This window comes from Nitratireductor mangrovi (assembly GCF_007922615.2).
In the GTDB taxonomy this organism is placed as follows: domain Bacteria; phylum Pseudomonadota; class Alphaproteobacteria; order Rhizobiales; family Rhizobiaceae; genus Mangrovimarina; species Mangrovimarina mangrovi.
This window is the reverse complement of record NZ_CP042301.2, coordinates 1,975,919-1,990,488: the sequence shown is the minus strand read 5'-3', so window position 1 is coordinate 1,990,488 and position 14,570 is coordinate 1,975,919. Positions and strand designations below refer to the sequence as shown.

Genomic DNA, 14,570 nt, shown 5'->3' with positions numbered 1-14,570 from the left:
GATGGAAGCCATGACGAACGCGAAAGACGATTCCGGCCGCAACGAGATGACGGGCGCGGAAATGGTCGTACAGGCGCTGCGGGACAACGGCGTCGAGCACATTTTCGGCTATCCGGGCGGCGCGGTGCTTCCGATCTATGACGAACTGTTCCAACAGGACGCGGTCCAGCACATCCTCGTGCGCCACGAGCAGGGCGCCGGCCACGCCGCGGAGGGCTATGCGCGCTCGACCGGCAAGGCGGGTGTCATGCTGGTGACCTCGGGTCCGGGCGCCACCAATGCGGTGACGCCGCTGCAGGACGCACTGATGGATTCGATCCCACTGGTCTGCATCACCGGCCAGGTGCCGACGACGCTGATCGGCTCGGACGCCTTCCAGGAGTGCGACACGGTCGGCATCACCCGGCCCTGCACCAAGCACAACTGGCTGGTGAAGGACGTCAACGAACTGGCCGGCATCATCCACCAGGCCTTCCACGTCGCCACCACGGGGCGGCCGGGGCCTGTGGTCGTCGACATCCCTAAGGACATCCAGTTTGCCAAGGGCACCTACACGCCGCCACAGCAGGCGCCGCGCACCTCCTACAATCCGCGCATTCAGGGCGATCTGGAGCAGATCAAGGCGGCCGTGCAGCTGATGGCGACGGCGAAGAAGCCGGTCATCTATTCGGGCGGCGGCGTCGTCAATTCCGGCCCCGAGGCCTGCCACCTGCTGCGCGAACTGGTGGAACTGACGGGCTTTCCGATCACCTCGACGCTGATGGGGCTCGGGGCCTATCCGGCCTCGGGCAAGAACTGGCTCGGCATGCTGGGCATGCACGGCACATACGAGGCCAACATGGCCATGCATGACTGCGACGTCATGCTGTGCGTCGGAGCCCGCTTCGACGACCGCATCACCGGCCGCATCGACGCCTTCTCGCCGAACTCGAAGAAGATCCACATCGACATCGACCCGTCGTCGATCAACAAGAACGTGCATGCCGACGTGCCGATCCTGGGCGATGTCGGCCGGGTGCTGGAGGACGTGGTGCGGCTGTGGCGCGCCACCGTCAAGCCGGATCGCGAGGCGCTGAAGCCGTGGTGGGAGCAGATCGGCCGCTGGCAGGCGCGCAACTCGCTCGCCTACAAGCCGAATGACGACGTCATCATGCCGCAATATGCGGTGCAGCGGCTCTACGAACTGACCAGGGACCGCGACACCTACATCACCACCGAGGTCGGCCAGCACCAGATGTGGGCGGCCCAGCATTACGGTTTCGAGCAGCCGAACCGCTGGATGACCAGCGGCGGGCTCGGCACGATGGGCTACGGCCTGCCGGCGGCACTGGGCGTGCAGATCGCGCATCCCGACAGCCTCGTCATCGACATTGCCGGCGACGCCTCGGTGCTGATGACGATCCAGGAAATGAGCGCGGCGGTGCAGTTCGAGGCGCCGATCAAGATCTTCATCCTCAACAATCAATATATGGGCATGGTGCGCCAGTGGCAGCAATTGCTGCACGGCAACCGGCTGTCGCATTCCTATACCGAGGCGTTGCCGGACTTCGTCAAGCTGGCAGAGGCCTATGGCGGCCACGGCATCCGCTGCGAAAAGCCGGGCGAGCTCGACGACAAGATCATGGAAATGATCGACGTGAAGAAGCCGGTGATCTTCGACTGCCGGGTGGCGAACCTGGCCAACTGCTTCCCGATGATCCCCTCCGGAAAGGCGCACAACGAAATGCTGTTGCCGGACGAGGCGACCGACGAGGCGGTGGCGACGGCGATCGACGCCAAGGGCCGGGAACTGGTCTAGCGGGGGCGGGCGAGGCGGTGGTGTTCACGCTCGATCAGGTCGAGGCAGCGCACAGGCTGGTCGGCGAGGCAGTGCCGCCGACGCCAAGCCATGGCTGGCCGCTGCTCGGCGAACGGCTGGGCGCCGAGGTGTTCGTCAAGCACGAGAACCATACGCCGACCGGCGCCTTCAAGGTGCGCGGTGGGCTGACCTATCTCGACTGGCTGAAGCGCGAGCGGCCGCAGGTCGCCGGCGTGGTGTCCGCAACGCGAGGCAATCACGGCCAGAGCATCGCCTTTGCCGCCCGCCGGCTGGGCCTTGGCGCGACGATCGTGGTGCCGCGCGGCAATTCGACCGAAAAGAACGCCGCCATGCGCGCCTTCGGGGCGGAGCTTCTGGTGCGCGGCGGCGATTTCCAGGAGGCGCGCGAGGAAGCAGAGAGGATCGCGGTGGAGCGGGGCCACGAGATGGTGCCGTCCTATCACGAGCATCTGGTGCTGGGTGTCTCGACCTACGCGCTGGAGATGCTGTCGAAGCATCGCGACCTCGACGTGCTTTACGTGCCGATCGGCCTCGGTTCCGGCATTTGCGGCTGCATCCTTGTGCGCGACCTGCTCGGCCTCAAGATCGAGATCGTCGGCGTGCAGGCGGAGCGGGCGCCGGCTTATGCGTTGTCGTTCGAGGCCGGCCGGCCGATCTCGACCAACGCGTCCGACACCTTCGCCGACGGCATGGCGACGCGGGTGCCCGACGCGGAAGCGCTGAAGGTCATCCTGCGCGGCGCGGCGCGGATCGTGCAGATCGGCGAGGAGGAGATCGCCGAGGCGATGCGCATCTACTGGACCGACACCCACAACCTCGCCGAAGGCGCCGGCGCGGCGGCACTCGCCGCCGCACTGAAGGAAGGCGAGCGCAATCGCGGCAGGCGCGTCGGCCTGGTGCTGTCGGGCGGCAATATCGACCTCGACCTGTTCCGCCGGCATGTCTTTGCTCTCGCCGGGAACCATGACGTCCAGCCCGAAGCCGTGGAGCGCCGGGCATGACGCTGCTTCGACCCTTTTCCGCGCGCGGCGCACCGTCCGCGCCCTGTCAACCGATCGCACCTGAAAGTATCGCCACATGAACGCCCAGCTCAAGCCGACCGGTTCGGCCTACTTCATCGCCAAGGAAACCGAAAAGCACGAGAGCCGCACGCTGTCGGTGCTGGTCGACAACGAGCCGGGGGTGCTGGCGCGGGTGATCGGGCTTTTCTCGGGCCGCGGCTACAACATCGACAGCCTGACGGTGTCGGAGACCGAGCATGAGCGGCACCTGTCGCGTATCACCATCGTGACGCGGGGAACGCCGCATGTGCTCGAACAGATCAAGCACCAGCTCGAACGCATCGTACCGGTGCACCGGGTGGTCGACCTGACCGTGGTGGCGCGCGAGCGCGGCCATGACCGGCCGCTGGAGCGGGAACTGGCGCTGGTCAAGGTGACGGGGACGGGCGACGACCGGGTGGAGGCCTTGCGACTCGCCGACGCCTTCCGGGCGCAGGTGATCGACGCCAACACAGAACATTTCATCTTCGAGATCACCGGCCGCGTCTCCAAGATCGAGCAGTTCATCGCCATCATGCAGCCGCTCGGCCTGGTCGAGGTTTGCCGCACCGGCGTCGCCGCGCTCAATCGCGGCGCGGAAGGGATGCAGTAGGGCTGACGGCGGCTTGCTTCCCGGCGATGGCTTCGAGGCGCTTTATTGTCGTGGCGACAAGTTCGGCTTCGACGTCTGCTGAAAAATAGGACAATAATGCTGCCGTAAAATTCGGGAGCATGACGATGGCTTTCGACGTCTTTCTGGCATTGCTGGTGTTTGCCTTCGTCTCGTCGATCACGCCGGGACCGAACAATTTCATGCTGCTCGCCTCGGGCGTGAATTTCGGCTTCCGGCGCAGCATCCCGCACATGCTGGGGATCGGGGCCGGTTTCGTGACGCTGCTTCTGGCGGTCGGCTTCGGGCTCGGCGCGGTGCTTTCGACGTTTCCGCCGCTCCACCTGGCGCTGAAGGTCGCCGGCGGCGCGTATCTTCTCTACCTCGCATGGCGCATCGGCATGTCGCGGTCGCTCGGCAAGGGCGGCGAAGGCGGGGCGAGGCCGATGAGCTTTCTGTCGGCGGCGGCCTTCCAGTGGGTCAACCCCAAAGCCTGGGTGATGGCGGTGACCGCGATGGCGCTCTACACCAGCGCCGAGCAACCGTTCCTGTCGGTGATGCTGGTGGCGGTCGCCTTCGGGCTGGTGAACTTTCCATGCGTTTCGTCATGGGCAGCGTTCGGAATGGCCCTGCGCAATTTCCTGTCCGACCCGGTGCGGCTGAAATGGTTCAACATCGCCATGGGCGTGCTGCTGGCGGCAACGCTGTGGCCGATGCTTGCCTGACATTGTGGCGCCTTGCCGGGGCGCACCGGTAAACCTAAGGTCCGCACATGGCGCATGACGGCGATCACTCGCACGGGCACGACCACCCGCACGACAACGACCTCGACCCGATGGCGGCGCGGGTCAGGGCGCTCGAGACAATCCTGACCGAGAAGGGCCTGATCGACCCGGCCGCTGTGGATGCGATCGTCGAGACCTATGCGCACAAGGTCGGGCCGCAGAACGGCGCGCGCGTGGTCGCCCGCGCCTGGAGCGATCCCGCATTTGCCGAATGGCTGCGCAAGGACGCGACGGCGGCGATTGCGTCGCTTGGCTATACCGGCCGCCAGGGCGAGCACATGCAGGCGGTGTTCAATACCGCCGAAACGCACAACCTCGTCGTCTGCACGCTGTGCTCCTGCTACCCTTGGTCGGTGCTCGGACTGCCGCCGGTCTGGTACAAATCGCCGCCCTACCGGTCGCGGGCGGTGATCGAACCGCGCAGTGTTCTGGCGGAATTCGGCCTGACCCTGCCGGCGGAGAAGAAAATCCGCGTGTGGGATTCCACCGCTGAGCTGCGCTATCTCGTGGTGCCGGAGCGGCCCGAGAGGACGCAGGGCTGGAACGAGGAGAGGCTCGCGGGGCTGGTGACGCGGGATTCCATGATCGGCACCGGCCTGGCGCTCAAGGCGGAGGCCGCATGAACGGCGCGCACGATCTTGGCGGCCAGATGGGGTTCGGGCCGGTGGCGCCCGAACGGGACGAACCGGTCTTTCACGCCGAATGGGAGAAGCGCGCGCTGGGCGTGACGCTCGCGGCCGGCGGCATGGGACACTGGACCATCGACGAAAGCCGCCACGCGCGCGAAAGCCTGCACCCGGCGGTCTACTATTCGGCGAGCTATTACGAAATCTGGATCCGGGCGCTGGAAAACCTGCTCGAACGTCGCGGCTTCGTCACTGCCGACGAACGCGCGGCAGGAAAGGCACTCGGCAGCGGCACGAACCCGAAACGGGTTCTCGCGGCGGACGAGGTCGCCGCCACGCTCGCCAGGGGCGGACCCTGCGATCGGGAAGTCCCGACGCCGGCGCGCTTCAAGGCCGGCGATCGGGTCAGGGCGAAGAACAACCATCCGCAAGGCCATACAAGGCTGCCGCGCTATGCGCGCGGCCATGTCGGCACCGTCGAGGCGGTGCGCGGCGGCTTCGTGCTGCCCGACAGCAACGCGCATGGGCAGGGCGAAAGCCCCGAATGGCTCTACACCGTGGTGTTTTCCGCCGCCGAACTCTGGGGCGAGAGCGCCGACCCGGCGCTGACGGTCAGCGTGGATGCTTGGGAGAGCTATCTTGAACCGGCCTGAGCCGGCAGCCGACGCGCCGGCCTTCGATGCACCGTGGCAGGCCGAGGCCTTCGCGCTGGCGGTGGCGCTGCAGGATGCCGGCGTGTTCACGGCGGTGGAATGGGCCGAGGCGCTGGGTCGCGAGCGTGGCCGGCCGGGGCTCTCGCCGACCGGCGAAGACTATTACCATTCGCTGCTCGACGCGCTGGAGGGGCTGCTCGCGCGGAAAGGGCTCGCCGACGAAAGACTGTTGGCCGAGACGGCCGCGGCCTGGCGGCGCGCGGCGCGGGCGACCCCGCATGGCCGGCCGATTGCGCTGGAGAACGATCCGCTGGGGCACAAAGGCGGCTAGCGGCGGTCAGCTTCTGTCAGCAATGCTTGCGGCGCCCGGCGCCGGCGCGTTCCGGGCGGCGAGCTGGCATGATAATTTCCGCCGGGCCGCTGGAAAGGCAAAGGCCATGGTCAACAGCATAACTCTCCCACGCATCCTGGCTGCCAGCGCCGCGCTCTTGGCGGTGTTGCTGGCGATCGGCTGGATGACGCGGGAGAATCCCGACGACAAGCCCTATCTGAAGATCCTGGGCGGCGGCTTCATGTTCAACTACCGCGTCGCCGACGTCTATTACGGCTTTACCGCGCTGGTGGAGCGGCCGCTGCCGGTCGGCTCGATCATCGAGGCCGCGTTCGAAGACCCGGGCGGCGGGCCCGACCATGTCGTGCGCACGCGGGTCGGGACCCAGACGGCGCGCTATTCGCTGCGCTCGCCGTCGTTGCGCGGCGTGGAAAAGGACAAGCCCTACAAGGTCGCCATCCGTGTCATCGACCGCGAGGAGCGCGAGGTCTTGTGGCGCCACGAACTCGCCATCCGCTCGCAGATCGGCGACGAGGTCGTGCCGGACAAGCCGCTGACCGTCGGGCCGGGCTACGCGAAAAACACGATGCAGTAGGCGGTACGGACGGCGCTGCAAGCGGTGGCCAGTCAGTCCTCATGGACCGGGGTGCCCTTCGTGACCTATTTGTTCCTATTGTGTTCCGTTTTTATATACGGTAAAATCAACTTTACATAACAACTTTAAAGCGGTATATAAGATGGTGATACACGTTAAAGACGAGGAGACTGACGCCATGGTCAGACAACTGGCTCATAAGCGTGGAATTGGTATCACCGCCGCGATCAGGGAAGCTGTTGGTGAAGCGCTGGTTGCAGAGGAGGCACGGTCACGTATCAAGGCGCGTGGACGCCTTGCCGAACGCGTAAAGCCGCTTCTTGACAGGCTGGACCGGCTGCCTCGCGCGCAGACGGCAACCGACAAGGCCTTCTACGATGATCTTTGGGACGAGGGGACATAGCTATGTATGTGGATGCATCGGCACAAGTCGCCATCCTGAAAGGGGAGACGGAACGGGAGTTTTTCCTTGATGCGATCGAGCAGGCGGATCAGTGCATCACGTCGCCGATCTCCGTTTTCGAGGCGGCGATCGCGCTCGGTACGCTTACCGGCAGTTGTGTCTCGGCACTGGCAGACGCGCTTCAGTTTCTTGAACGGGCCGATGTCTCGATCGAGCCAATCGACGAAGAACACCTGATCGACATCGCCATAGCCCGTGATACCTACGGCAAGGGCAGCAGCCATCCCGCGCGCCTCAACCTGGGGGATTGTATCTCCTATGCGATGGCCAAGCGCGCAGGGGTGCCGCTGCTCTACAAGGGGAACGATTTTGCCCACACTGATCTCGGGTAGTTTTTTGATTCTCTGAGAGTACCGCTGCGAGGATGGCGGTTGGTCGGCCGAAACGTCATCCTCTCGTCACGTCGCCGTGCGAGTCAGTGCGCGAGAAGAGATCGTCTTCGCGTCTGACCACGGATGTACTGGCAGACTGGATGGAGACGCAGGGAAAGGTCGGGCGCGTCCCGGCCTTTTTCGTATGCATCGTGCCCTCCTAGCCTCCCTCAATCATGCCGCGGGGGTGAGGCTTGCGTTGGGTGGCCGGTGGGTGCCGACGCGATGTCGGCGCGGCGCAAACCGGCGGCTAAAGGAACCTGGGCACCCGCCATTGAGTGGCTTGGCCGGTCGCCGATGTTCGCTTTTCGGAGGCATTTGACCGTCTCGAGCGAGACGCCGGTAACACGGCTTGTACGGCCAAGCCGGCTTTGGCGTCCCAAAATCGGCAGCAAGCTGTCGCGGCACCATTCCGGCGCAGCCAATGATCTTGTCGAAAAGAATGGCTCCCCGGGCCGGATTCGAACCAGCGACCAACCGGTTAACAGCCGGTTGCTCTACCGCTGAGCTACCGGGGAACAGTGCGCTCGCGCGAAGTGGGGTGCCTATAGCAAAACGGTTTCCGCTTTGCCAAGCGCGTTTTTCCGTCCTGGAGGCGAATTCTCCCTCGCAATCGCGATCATACGCCATCATATCAGCCTGCCGGCTACGCAACCTCACGGGACCGGCTGGCGTTGACCGACCGTGTCAGAAGGAGAAGTCGAAGAGAGCATGGATATGTCGCGGGACAGTGAAGCGGCCGGCGGGGCTACGGCGGCCAAGCCCGGCATATCAATCCTCGGGCGACGCATCCCGCTGCCGCGCTCGCGCCCGCTGCGCATCACCATTGGCACGCTTTTGGTGCTGCTTGGGCTTTTCTTCGGTTTCCTGCCGGTGCTCGGTTACTGGATGGTCCCGGTCGGGCTCATGGTGCTCTCCTACGACATCCCCGTTGTACGCCGTCTGCGCCGGCGCATCGCGGTGTGGTGGTCGCGGCGCAAACAGCGGCGCACCGACACTGCCGAGCGCGAGGAAAGCAGTCGGCGCGGATTTTGACGAGAGGCGCTTGTCGGTCCGGTGACCCTCTGTTAACAGGTCGCTTCGTAAAGCCTGCGGGTCGAGGCCTCGTGGCGGAGTGGTTACGCAGAGGACTGCAAATCCTTGCACCCCGGTTCGATTCCGGGCGAGGCCTCCAATCTCCCGCATTCGCTGGCTGGGCGGTGATCGCCGCCCTGAAGGACATCGCGCCGCGCGGCGGCGAACGGGGCGGACGGGATGAGTGCTGACTTCGAGCTACTTCGGCGGAAGATGGTCGATGGGCAGTTGCGCACCACCGACGTCACCAGCATTCCGGTCCTCGATGCCTTCCTTGCCGTGCCGCGCGAGGCGTTTGTGCCGCAGCGGCGCAGGGAACTTGCCTATATCGACGAGGATGTGGAGATCACGCCGACCGACTCGGGCCAGAAACGGTTCCTGATGGAGGCTTCGCCGCTTGCCCGGCTGATCCAGCTTGCCGCCGTCGAGCCCGGCGATGTGGCGCTCGATATCGGCACCGGCACCGGCTATTCGGCCGCATTGCTGTCGCGACTGGCGGGCTCCGTCATCGCGCTCGAAAGCGAGCCGACGCTGGCGGCCGACGCCACCAGGCTGCTTTCGGAACTCGGTTGCGACAATGTGGCCGTGGTGGAAGGCGCGCTGGCCGAGGGTTACGCCTCCGAGGCCCCTTACGACGTGATCCTGATCGGTGGCGCGGTGGACCAAATACCTGAAAAACTGTTCGACCAGTTGCGTGAAGGCGGCCGCCTGGTCGCGGTCGAGGGACACGGCAATGCCGGTGTTGCGCGCCTTTACCTGAAGCAGGGCGGCACGGTTTCCTGGCGGCGCGGCTTCAATGCCGCGGTCGAACCGCTGCCAGGCTTCCAGAAGGAGGCTGCCTTCGAGTTCTAGGTCCGGGCCGGTTGCGCTACGGGCACGGTACGGTCATGTTGGACCGGCGAGCGTTTTTGTTTGTGATCGGCGCTGCGGCGCGGATGTCAAAGCGGGGGATGAGACGGGCCGGCCTCACGGGGACGCCCGATTTGTGTTGTTGCGGCCCCGCGGTCGCGTCGGTGGTTTCGAGAGGTCGGTCGTGGCGTTGAAGAGCAAGTTTTGGGCGGCGTTGCTGGTGTCTGCGGCGGTAACGGTTCCGGGTGCTGCACTCGCCGAGACGATCGGCGGGGCCCTCTCGAAGGCCTACGTGAACAATTCGAGCCTCAATTCGGCCCGTGCGGGCGTGCGTATCACCGACGAAGGTGTGCCCCTGGCCAAGTCCGGGTACCGCCCGACCGTCGCCGCTGTCGGGACCATCAGCTATGCCAGCCAGGCCGGAACCCGCATATCGGCGGGCTCGTTTGGCGTAGAGATCAGGCAGACGCTGTTCGACGGTTTCCAGACCCGCAACAATGTGCGCGCCGCCGAGGCACAGGTGCGCGCGGCCAATGAATCGCTGCGCAACACCGAGCAGAACACGCTGTTCAACGCGGCTGCCGCCTATATGGATGTCATCCGCGACCGTCAGGTCGCCGTTCTGCGCGAGCGCAACCTCGAGTTCCTGGAAGAGCAGGTGCGCGCCGCGCGGTCGCGTTTCGAGGTGGGCGAGGGCACCCGCACCGATGTCGCGCAAGCCGAGGCCGGGCGGTCAGGCGCCGTCGCACAACTGTCGGCGGCGCGGGCCCAGGTGCTTTCGAGTTCGGCCGTCTATCGCCAGATCGTCGGCGACGACCCGGGCAAGCTCCAGGCTGCCCGTCCGCTTGCCAAGCTGTTGCCCAACAAGCTGGGCGAGGCGATTGCCATTGCGTCGGCCGAACATCCGGCGATCCGTGCCACCCAGCATCTGGTCGATGCGGCAGGCTTCGCGGTGAAGTCGGCGGAGGGCGCGCTGCTCCCCGGCGTTTCGGCCAGTGCGTCGGTGTCGCGCGGCTTCCGCCATAATTCGCCCGATCCGGCCGGCACCAGTGGCACTTTCAATGCCGCCGACATCGGCGCAACCCTGACCATCCCGCTCTATCAGGGTGGGGCGGCTGCCACCAATGTGCGCCGCTCCAAGGAGGAGCTTGGCCAGGCCCGCATCGAGGTCGACGTCAGTCACGACCAGGTTCGTGCCGCCGTGACTTCCGCTTGGACCCAGTACACGGCCTCCGCCGAAGTGGTCGCGGCGAACCGCGAACTGGTTTCGGCCGCGCAGCTTGCCCTCGACGGTGTGATCGAGGAGCGCAATGTCGGCCAGCGAACAACCCTTGACGTGCTCGATGCCCAGGACGATGTGATTTCGGCTCGCATCAATCTGGTTTCCGCGGAGCGTGACCTGGTGGTGGCGAGCTACGCAATCCTGTCTTCGATGGGTCGACTGTCCATTGCCCGCCTCGGGCTCAAGGTGGCCGAGTACCGGCCCGAGGAACACTACGAGGCCGTGAAGGACAAATGGTTCGGCCTCAGGACGCCCGACGGCCGCTGAGGTCGACCGGCCGGCCGCCACGCCTGTTGCCGGCAATCCTGTGCGAAACCGAAATCGCCATCATGACGGGGATTCTCTCAAAGAGTCCCCTCAGTTAGGCTTGTTCATGATTCGGGTTACGAGTGCCCCGAAGAGTGAAGGAGAAGCGGGCGATGGCCAGCGAAGCGGCGGAATCAATGGTGCCACAGTCGACGAGTCTGCAGAAGGAGCCGTCGATGGAGGAAATCCTGGCCTCCATCAGGCGGATAATCGAGGATAGTGATCAGGGCCGTCCGGCGACGGACGAGACGGAGGTCGACGAAGTGGCCGCCGGCACGACCGACGACGATACAAGTCCGGAAATGCGCTCGTTCAGCGAGGAACTGGGGAAGGGCGAGGAGCCCCAGCCCGACGAACACGTTGACCTGGAAGTGCCGCAGGCAGCCGTGCCAGAATGGACGGAGCCGGAGCACGCGACGGAAGCGGGCCAGGAGGATGAGCGCGACGCCTTCACGGAACTCTCCTCGGCCATGGAGGCGGAAATCGAATCCGCGCCGGTCACGGAACCCGCGGCGTATCCGACCGCAAGCGATGAGGATCGCGGTGGCACTGAAGCCGTCCGCGCGGGCATCATTTCGGAGCGGACGGGACGCCAGGTGGCAGCGGCGTTCGACGAGCTTTCCGACGCCTTTGCCGAAAACAGGCGCAAACGCTTCGACGAGATGGCCGAGGAGATGATCCGCCCGATGTTGCAGGACTGGCTCGACAACAACCTGCCGACGCTGGTCGAGAAGCTGGTCCGCGAGGAGATTGAACGCATCGCGCGCGGCGACCGCTGACCTGCGCGGCGCCGCTGGCCGCGTGGCGCAACGTTCCCGGACGATCTTAAGCGCAGGCTGCGGCCCTTTCGCGTGGGCGGCGGTCGTGTCCGCGCCGTCTGCCTTGTTGACTTGCGGCGACCCTTCCGGTTTACAGCCGCAGCGACATTTGCCTGACAGCGCGGACGTTTTCCATGCTTGAAAAGACCTACGACGCGGCAAGCGTCGAGCCACGCATCGCCGAGCGATGGGAGGAGGCGCACGCGTTTCGCGCCGGCGCCGGCGCTGAACACGGTGCGGAGACGTTCACGATCGTCATACCGCCGCCCAATGTCACCGGGTCCCTCCACATGGGCCATGCTCTCAACAACACGCTGCAGGACATCCTGGTGCGTTTCGAACGCATGCGCGGCAAGGACGTGCTTTGGCAGCCGGGCATGGACCATGCCGGCATCGCCACGCAGATGGTAGTCGAGCGCCAGCTGATGGAACAGCAGATCCACCGCCGCGACCTGTCGCGTGAGGAGTTTGTCGACCGGGTCTGGCAGTGGAAGGCCGAGTCGGGCGGCATGATCGTCAACCAGTTGAAGCGCCTCGGCGCCTCCTGCGACTGGTCGCGCGAGCGCTTCACCATGGACGAAGGTCTCTCGAAGGCCGTCATCGAGGTCTTTGTCGCGCTTTACAAGCAGGGGCTGATCTACAAGGACAAGCGGCTGGTCAACTGGGACCCGAAGCTGCTCACCGCGATCTCCGATCTCGAGGTGGAGCAGATCGAACTCGACGGCCATCTCTGGCATTTCCGCTACCCGGTCGAAGGCGTCGCCTATGATGCCGAGGACCCTTCGACCTTCATCACTGTCGCCACGACACGGCCCGAAACCATGCTTGGCGACACCGCGGTCGCCGTTCACCCCGACGACGAGCGTTACCACGAACTCGTCGGCAAGAACGTCGTCCTGCCGATTGTCGGCCGACGCATTCCGATCGTCGCCGACGACTATTCGGACCCGGAAAAAGGCTCAGGCGCGGTCAAGATCACGCCGGCGCACGATTTCAACGACTTCGAGGTCGGCAAGCGCCACAAGCTGCGCGCGGTCAACGTTCTGACCGTCGAGGCGGCCATAAACATCAAGGACAACGAGGACTTCCTCCACGGCCTTGAAGCAACCGAACTGCAGCGCGGTGTCTGGGACCAATTGCACGGGCTCGACCGTTTCGAGGCGCGCAAGCTGATCGTGAAGATCATGGAGGAGGGCGGTTTTCTCGAAAAGACAGAACCGCACCGCCACACGGTGCCGCATGGCGACCGCGGCGGCGTGCCGATCGAGCCCTTCCTCACCGACCAGTGGTATGTCGACGCCGAGACGCTGGCCGTGCCGGCGATCGAGAGCGTGCGCGAAGGCCGCACCGACTTCGTGCCGAAAAACTGGGAGAAGACCTATTTCGAGTGGATGGAAAACATCCAGCCCTGGTGCATTTCGCGCCAGCTCTGGTGGGGCCACCAGATCCCGGCGTGGTACGGGCCCGACGGCCACGTCTTTGTCGAAAAGACCGAGAAGGAGGCACTCGACGCCGCGGTCGAATATTATCTCGCCGTCGACACGCCCTGGAAGGCATGGGTCGAAGACAAGCTCGAGAACTTCTCGCCGGGCGACATCCTGACGCGCGACGAGGACGTCCTCGACACCTGGTTCTCTTCGGCGTTGTGGCCGTTTTCAACGCTCGGCTGGCCCGACGAGACGCCGGAACTGAAACGCTACTACCCGACCTCGGTGCTGGTCACCGGCTTCGACATCATCTTCTTCTGGGTCGCCCGGATGATGATGATGGGGCTGCATTTCATGGAGGAAGAGCCGTTTCACACGGTCTATGTCCATGCCCTGGTCCGTGACAAGAACGGCGCCAAGATGTCGAAGTCGAAGGGCAACGTCATCGACCCGCTGGAACTGATCGACGACTACGGCGCCGACGCCCTGCGCTTCACGCTCGCCATCATGGCGGCGCAGGGACGCGACGTGAAGCTCGACCCGGCGCGTGTTGCCGGGTACCGCAATTTCGGCACCAAGCTCTGGAACGCGACCCGCTTCGCCGAGATGAACGGCGTCGCGCGCGATCCTGCCTTCAGGCCCGAGGACGCCGGGCTCACCGTCAACCGCTGGATCCTCACCGAACTCACCCGCGCCGAAAAGGCGATCACCAAGGGGGTCACCAGCTACCGGTTCAACGAAGCCGCGGCCGGTGCGTACGGTTTTGTCTGGAACCTCTTCTGCGACTGGTACCTCGAACTCCTGAAACCGATCTTCGCCGGCGACGACGAACAGGCATCTGCCGAAAGCCGCGCCTGCGCGGCCTACGTGCTCGACCAGATCTACAAGCTGCTGCATCCGATGATGCCGTTCATGACCGAGGAGCTTTGGGCGCGGACGGCGGGCGAAGGCAGCGAGCGCGACGACATGCTCGCGCTGACGCGCTGGCCGGCGCTGGAGTTCGAGGACGAGGATGCCGCCGCCGACATCAACTGGCTTGTCGAACTCGTCTCCGGCATTCGTTCGGTTCGCTCGGAAATGAACGTGCCGGCATCGGCCACCGCGCCGCTCGCGGTCATCGGCGCCTCGCAGGAGACGAAAGAGCGCCTCAAGCGGCATCAGCCGGCGATCCATAGGCTGGCGCGCGTCACCGAGATCGTCGAGCGCGCCGAGGCGCCGAAGGGCTCGGCCCAGATCGTGGTCGGCGAGGCCACGGCCTGCCTGCCGCTTGGCGAACTCATCGACCTCAAGGCGGAGGCGGCGCGGCTGGAAAAGGAGATCGCCAGGCTCGACGGCGAGATCTCGCGCATCCAGAAAAAGCTCGCCAACGAGAAGTTCGTTGCTCGCGCGCCGGACGAGATCGTTGCGTCCGAGCGCGAGAAGATGGCCGAGTTCCAGGCCTCGCGCGACCGGGTGAAGACCGCGCTCTCGCGGGTGTCCGCCGCCGGGTAGAGAAGGTGTCGCGGCTTTTCGGCCGCCGCG

15 protein-coding genes and 2 tRNA genes are annotated in these 14,570 nt (G+C 65.3%); 16 read left to right on the top strand and 1 reads right to left on the bottom strand.

What is annotated here, in order from left to right; all coding sequences use genetic code 11:
- The first annotated feature begins 1 nt into the window (after position 1).
- The 10 genes from FQ775_RS09820 (at position 2) to FQ775_RS09775 (ending at position 7,254) form a co-directional block, all read left to right on the top strand.
- The gene (locus tag FQ775_RS09820; RefSeq protein ID WP_432420056.1) at positions 2-1,798 is read left to right on the top strand and encodes an acetolactate synthase 3 large subunit; all 1,797 of its coding nucleotides are present in this window, start codon (positions 2-4) and stop codon (positions 1,796-1,798) included.
- A 20-nt stretch (positions 1,799-1,818) separates the two neighbouring features.
- Positions 1,819-2,820 carry a threonine dehydratase gene (locus FQ775_RS09815; protein WP_146297893.1) on the top strand — a complete coding sequence of 334 codons (1,002 nt, stop codon included), beginning with the start codon at positions 1,819-1,821 and terminating at the stop codon, positions 2,818-2,820.
- 76 nt (positions 2,821-2,896) lie between these two features.
- Complete coding sequence (ilvN, locus tag FQ775_RS09810) at positions 2,897-3,472, top strand: acetolactate synthase small subunit (protein WP_146297892.1); 576 nt, start codon at positions 2,897-2,899, stop codon at positions 3,470-3,472.
- Positions 3,473-3,597: 125 nt separating this feature from the next.
- The gene (locus FQ775_RS09805; protein WP_146297891.1) at positions 3,598-4,194 is read left to right on the top strand and encodes a LysE family translocator; all 597 of its coding nucleotides are present in this window, start codon (positions 3,598-3,600) and stop codon (positions 4,192-4,194) included.
- Between the two features lie 47 nt (positions 4,195-4,241).
- Positions 4,242-4,877 carry a nitrile hydratase subunit alpha gene (gene nthA, locus FQ775_RS09800; RefSeq protein ID WP_146297890.1) on the top strand — a complete coding sequence of 212 codons (636 nt, stop codon included), beginning with the start codon at positions 4,242-4,244 and terminating at the stop codon, positions 4,875-4,877.
- Entirely contained in the window at positions 4,874-5,533 is a 660-nt protein-coding gene (gene nthB, locus FQ775_RS09795) for a nitrile hydratase subunit beta (RefSeq protein ID WP_146297889.1), read from the top strand. Before nthA ends, nthB begins: the two co-directional genes overlap by 4 nt.
- Positions 5,520-5,864, top strand: a complete 345-nt coding sequence (locus tag FQ775_RS09790) for a nitrile hydratase accessory protein (protein ID WP_246730319.1) — start codon at positions 5,520-5,522, stop codon at positions 5,862-5,864. Before nthB ends, FQ775_RS09790 begins: the two co-directional genes overlap by 14 nt.
- 106 nt (positions 5,865-5,970) lie before the next feature.
- The gene (locus tag FQ775_RS09785; protein WP_146297887.1) at positions 5,971-6,459 is read left to right on the top strand and encodes a hypothetical protein; all 489 of its coding nucleotides are present in this window, start codon (positions 5,971-5,973) and stop codon (positions 6,457-6,459) included.
- Between the two features lie 142 nt (positions 6,460-6,601).
- Complete coding sequence (locus FQ775_RS09780) at positions 6,602-6,862, top strand: type II toxin-antitoxin system VapB family antitoxin (RefSeq protein ID WP_146297886.1); 261 nt, start codon at positions 6,602-6,604, stop codon at positions 6,860-6,862.
- Between the two features lie 2 nt (positions 6,863-6,864).
- Complete coding sequence (locus tag FQ775_RS09775; protein WP_146297885.1) at positions 6,865-7,254, top strand: type II toxin-antitoxin system VapC family toxin; 390 nt, start codon at positions 6,865-6,867, stop codon at positions 7,252-7,254.
- A 482-nt stretch (positions 7,255-7,736) separates the two neighbouring features.
- Here the strand turns inward: FQ775_RS09775 and FQ775_RS09770 are convergent.
- Positions 7,737-7,811, bottom strand: a tRNA-Asn gene (locus FQ775_RS09770).
- A 199-nt stretch (positions 7,812-8,010) separates the two neighbouring features.
- Between FQ775_RS09770 and FQ775_RS09765 the strand changes: the two genes are divergently transcribed.
- The 6 genes from FQ775_RS09765 to FQ775_RS09740 all read left to right on the top strand — a co-directional run bounded on the left by FQ775_RS09765 (position 8,011) and on the right by FQ775_RS09740 (position 14,540).
- Positions 8,011-8,328 carry a hypothetical protein gene (locus FQ775_RS09765; RefSeq protein ID WP_146301801.1) on the top strand — a complete coding sequence of 106 codons (318 nt, stop codon included), beginning with the start codon at positions 8,011-8,013 and terminating at the stop codon, positions 8,326-8,328.
- Between the two features lie 65 nt (positions 8,329-8,393).
- Positions 8,394-8,467: transfer RNA gene (locus FQ775_RS09760), tRNA-Cys, on the top strand.
- Positions 8,468-8,547: 80 nt separating this feature from the next.
- The gene (locus FQ775_RS09755; protein ID WP_146297884.1) at positions 8,548-9,219 is read left to right on the top strand and encodes a protein-L-isoaspartate O-methyltransferase family protein; all 672 of its coding nucleotides are present in this window, start codon (positions 8,548-8,550) and stop codon (positions 9,217-9,219) included.
- A gap of 181 nt (positions 9,220-9,400) precedes the next feature.
- Positions 9,401-10,765 (top strand): TolC family outer membrane protein, encoded by a 1,365-nt coding sequence (locus tag FQ775_RS09750; RefSeq protein ID WP_432420055.1) that lies wholly within the window; start codon positions 9,401-9,403, stop codon positions 10,763-10,765.
- Between the two features lie 152 nt (positions 10,766-10,917).
- Positions 10,918-11,583: a PopZ family protein gene (locus FQ775_RS09745; protein WP_246730317.1), complete on the top strand. Its 666-nt coding sequence runs from the start codon at positions 10,918-10,920 to the stop codon at positions 11,581-11,583.
- 173 nt (positions 11,584-11,756) lie between these two features.
- A complete protein-coding gene (locus tag FQ775_RS09740) occupies positions 11,757-14,540 on the top strand; it encodes a valine--tRNA ligase (RefSeq protein WP_146297882.1) in 2,784 nt (927 codons plus the stop codon).
- Positions 14,541-14,570: the final 30 nt, after the last annotated feature.